This window comes from Streptomyces sp. MK37H, assembly GCF_018035285.1.
Classification (GTDB): domain Bacteria; phylum Actinomycetota; class Actinomycetes; order Streptomycetales; family Streptomycetaceae; genus Streptomyces; species Streptomyces endocoffeicus.
Map to the genome: position 1 here is coordinate 1 of NZ_JAAAYH010000587.1, position 4400 is coordinate 4400.

The following is a 4400-nucleotide window of genomic DNA, read 5'->3' on the forward strand; positions in this document are numbered from 1 at the left end:
GCCGCAGGCGTCAAGATCCGGCGGCCAGTCGCTAACGGTGCTCCCAGTGGACGGGGTCGGCTTCCAGGACCGCGCGGTCCCAGTCGGCCAGTTCGGCGGCCGCCTCATAGGTGCTGTGCAGGAATTCGCTCAGCGTCCGGTCCGGATCGGGTGCGGTGGCGACCGCCTCGTAGGGCAGCACGAATTCGCCGACATCCCGCCGGTACGAGGCCGCCTCGGGGTGGACCGGCTGGTCGGCGAAGCCGGCGGGCTCGGGGTAGGCGTAGGAGTAGAAGCCGCCCTCCTCGCCGCCGCCGGGCCAGAAGCCGCAACTGGAGAGCTCGACGGAGTACGCCTCCTGCGTCACCCGGTCCGGCAGGTTCGGCACACCGCCCGGGGGATGCGGCGGCGCGGTGCGGCCGGAGAAGCGGGTGACGGCCAGGTCCATCGCTCCCCAGAAGAAGTGCACGGGGCTGGCCTTGCCGACGAAATGGGACCGGAATTCCCCGAACACCCGGTGTGCGTTCAGCAATTGACCCCAGAAGAGCCGGGTGGCGTACGGGTCGTACGCCGCGTGCCGGTGATCCTCCGGGAACGGGATAGCCACGGGCACCTCGTTCGGCCGGGGGTACATCCGGGTCTGGATGCCCAGGTCTCCCAGCACGCCCATGACCTCGGCGTAGAACTGGGACACCGGTTTGGACTCCAGCGCCAGCTCGCGCCGCCTTCCGTCGCTGACCCGGATCACCAGCCGGTGGTCGATGAAGTCGAACTCGATATCGAACGCTCCGGTCCGGTACGGGATCGTGGACGTGCTCAGCCCGCGCGGGGTGACGTACAAGGTCACCTGCCACCACTGATTGGCCGGTGGTGCGTGGTCCAGCCGGATCTTGCCGACGATCTGGGTCCACATGTGCAGGGTGTCCCGGGTCTCGGCCCAGTCCTCCAGCCGGAGCCGTGGCCAGGCGCCGGCCTGCTGTGTCCTCTGCTCGGCCATCTCGCCTCCCGCGGGACTCACGGCTTTGGCACAACGCGTAGTCGTTGGAATCCGGCCCGGCCGAGTACCCGCGTATCCCGCCGCCGAAAACCAGCCCGGGAAACCAGTGAGTGTGACCCGTGCCGGGTAGCGGGTGTCGCTGGCGTGCAGGCGGGAGCAGGGGGCGCAGACGGCTACCCAGGCGGGTACGGAACCCGAGGCCCCGTTTCCCGAAAAGCCCAGCTCATCGAGCGCGACAAGGTCAGCCGGCCAACCGTCCGCAAGGCCATCGCCGTGCTCCGCGCGGACTCGGAGTCGACGAGGAGGCCGCCTTCCACCGCCGACGAGGCCGAGCAACTGGCCGAGGCGCCGGACACCGAGCCGGAACAGATCTACGCCATCGCAGGCTGAGGCTCGTGCCACAACCGTACCAAAATGCAGGGGCCTCATCGGGTCTCGAAACACCAGGTCAGCGGCGTGACGCGGTTGCCGCCGTCCCGATCTGTGCCGACGGCCATAGCGAGCGGGACACACGTAGGCTCATACTGAGCCATGACAAACCCTGCGGCACCGAAGCGTCGTTTGCCTACCAGCCCCTTCAAGGCCCCGGTCACGCCGGCTCCCAAGCACTTCGCCATGGGCGACCAGGTCTCACACGACATGTACGGCCTCGGCCGGGTGATCGGCATCGAGAGCGGAATCGCGGCGCTCGTGGATTTCGGCTCGGCGCAAAGGCGGATCTTGAGCCCGTACGCCAAGATGACCAAGCTGTAGGGCCGCTGTGCCCGGTCACGGCACGCCAGGCCCCATCAGGGACCTGTAACGAAAGGCAGACCTCTCATCGACCCGACGTCGCTGTTCTCCGCCCTGGAAGGGCAACCCCGCCGTTCCACCGCAGTATCGCCGTCTCCGACGACAAAACCATTCCAGGCCCCGGACTTCGGCGAAGACGAGACCTTCTGGTCCGAGGATGCGCGGGAGCCCGCACCGGGAACGCGTGCGGCGCGGCCCAAGGCTGCCTAGTCAGCTACCCGCGGGCTGTCATCGGTGCTGCGGTGAGACGGGCGGCCGTCTCAGTTTCCGTCTCATTCAGCCCCGTTCACGGTCGTTCGGGAGCAACCCGAAGCCGTCCCGGCACCGGCGGCCTCAGTTCACCCGTCGCGAGAAGCTCCGACAGGAGCGACTCGATGCCTACTCCGTCTACGCCGGCGCGTTGATCAACTACCGTCGCTGCCTCGTTCACCTCTGGTTCTGTGAGCACGAACATCCCCCACCGGAGAGCCCGGACCCCGTGCGCATCCGCGCCTACGACTTGCGCTCCAGTGCTCAAGAAGCTCTTTTCCGGATGCAGATGCTCACGGACGACGAGACGCTGAGCCAGACCGCGGAGGACGTGCTTGCAGACATCACGGGACTGGCCAAGGCTGACAACAGGGCGGAACTCGACGACCTCAGAGTGCGGACCCGCGACGACATCAGCCGACTTGTCAGCGCAGGCAAGAGGCACCTTTGAGACACGGCTCGCACCCGTTACCGCCGCGGCTCCGCGCGGCAGGCGTGCCGCGGCTGGCCGTCGGCTCATGGGGGTAGGTGCCGTGCATGCACAGGAGCCGTGTGTACGCCGTTCTGCTCGATACGCCCGAAGCCGAGGCCGCCCGGGCGACCGCCTTCTGGTCGGCGGCTCTCGGCGTCGCCGCTGAGCCGTTTCCGCCGGAGCCGCAGTTCACCACGCTTCATGAGGCTCTGCCGGGGCTGGTCACCGCCGTCCAAGCGGTCGACGACGCACCCCGTATCCACCTGGACATCGAGACCGACGACGTCGAGGCGGAAACCACGCGCTTGCTCGCCCTGGGTGCCGAGCAGATCTCGCGGTGGCAGGAGTGCCGGGTGCTACGAGTTCCTGGTGGCCACTTGGTGTGCGTGCTGCCCGTGGAAAGCGAGCCCGAGGCCTTTCGGGCACAGGCCAACGTCTGGGCCTGACGTCGCCCCTTACCCCACGCCGGGCAGGGGGAGAGTTGATGGAGGCCGATGGTTCGGCGGAGTATGGGCGCCATGGGACGACCGCCGCTCAACCGCCGACTGGCCGCCTTCGGCACCACGATCTTCGCCGAGATGTCCGCCCTCGCCGTGCGCACCGGCGCCATCAACCTCGGGCAGGGCTTCCCGGACACCGACGGCCCGGAGGAGGTGCGCGAGGCCGCCGTCCGGGCGCTGCGCGACGGCCGGGGCAATCAGTACCCGCCCGGCCCCGGCGTGCCCGAGCTGCGCACCGCCGTCACCGAACACCAGCGGCGCTGGTACGGCCTGGGCTTCGACCCCGACACCGAGGTGCTGATCACCGCGGGCGCCACCGAGGCCATCGCGGCGTCGCTGCTGGCGCTGGTGGAGCCGGGCGACGAGGTGATCGCGCTGGAGCCGTACTACGACTCGTACGCCGCCTGTGTGGCCATGGCGGGCGGCGTCCGCGTCCCCGTCACCCTGCGCCCCGACGGTGACACCTTCCGTCTGGACCTGGACGAACTGCGCGCCGCCGTCACCGACCGCACCCGGCTCATCCTGCTCAACACCCCGCACAACCCCACCGGCACCGTGCTCACCCACGATGAGCTGGCCGCGGTCGCCGAGCTCGCCGTCGAGCGCGATCTGCTGGTGGTCACCGACGAGGTCTACGAGCACCTCGTCTTCGGCACCGAGCACACCCCGCTCGTCTCCTTTCCCGGGATGCGCGAGCGGACGGTCACCATCAGCAGCAGTGGAAAGACGTTTTCGTTCACCGGCTGGAAGGTCGGCTGGGTGACCGGCGCTCCCGAGCTGGTCACGGCGGTGCGCTCGGCCAAGCAGTACCTCACCTATGTCTCGGCGGGCCCCTTCCAGTACGCGGTGGCCGAGGCGCTGGCCCTCCCCGACGCCTATTTCCACGGCATCCGGGACGATCTGCGCGCCAAGCGCGATCTGCTGGCCGATGGCCTGACCGACGCGGGCTTCCATGTCTTCCGCCCCTCGGGCACCTACTTCATCACCACCGACATCCGCCCCCTCGGCGAGACCGACGGCTTCGCCTTCTGCCGCTCCCTCCCCGAGCGCTGCGGCGTGGTCGCGGTCCCGAACGCGGTCTTCTACGACCACCAGGACCAGGGCTCCCCCTTCGTCCGCTTCGCCTTCTGCAAGCGCGAAGAGGTCCTTACGGACGCCGTGGCCCGCCTCAAGACCCTCGCCGCGGGCTGACGCGCCTGACGCGACTGACGCGACTGACGCGGCGCCTCCGGTAACCCCGCTCCCCCGGTTGGACGTCCCGGGTCGCGGGCGTCCGCGGCCTGGCGGATGGTCGGTGTGTCCGCCGGGCCCCCTGGTCCGTCCCCTCCCGGGGGCTCGGCGCAGGTCCGTCGTGTGCCCGTCGTGTGCCCGCACCGGAGGTCTCCGTGTCCGCCGACACCGCCGCATCCAC

The 4400-nt window shown here is 69.4% G+C and carries 5 protein-coding genes; 4 read left to right on the forward strand and 1 reads right to left on the reverse strand.

Annotation, left to right across the window (positions count from 1 at the left end):
• Positions 1 to 31: 31 nt before the first annotated feature.
• Positions 32 to 976: a DUF5996 family protein gene (locus GWI24_RS41070; protein ID WP_210951122.1), complete on the reverse strand. Its 945-nt coding sequence runs from the start codon at positions 974 to 976 to the stop codon at positions 32 to 34.
• A 531-nt stretch (positions 977 to 1507) separates the two neighbouring features.
• Here GWI24_RS41070 and GWI24_RS41075 point away from each other — a divergent pair.
• The 4 genes from GWI24_RS41075 to GWI24_RS41090 all read left to right on the forward strand — a co-directional run bounded on the left by GWI24_RS41075 (position 1508) and on the right by GWI24_RS41090 (position 4180).
• Complete coding sequence (locus GWI24_RS41075) at positions 1508 to 1729, forward strand: hypothetical protein (protein WP_210951123.1); 222 nt, start codon at positions 1508 to 1510, stop codon at positions 1727 to 1729.
• 571 nt (positions 1730 to 2300) lie between these two features.
• Complete coding sequence (locus tag GWI24_RS45940; RefSeq protein ID WP_247617590.1) at positions 2301 to 2468, forward strand: hypothetical protein; 168 nt, start codon at positions 2301 to 2303, stop codon at positions 2466 to 2468.
• A gap of 101 nt (positions 2469 to 2569) precedes the next feature.
• Entirely contained in the window at positions 2570 to 2935 is a 366-nt protein-coding gene (locus GWI24_RS41085) for a VOC family protein (protein ID WP_308344259.1), read from the forward strand.
• 72 nt (positions 2936 to 3007) lie between these two features.
• A complete protein-coding gene (locus GWI24_RS41090; protein ID WP_247617591.1) occupies positions 3008 to 4180 on the forward strand; it encodes a pyridoxal phosphate-dependent aminotransferase in 1173 nt (390 codons plus the stop codon).
• Positions 4181 to 4400 lie beyond the last annotated feature (220 nt).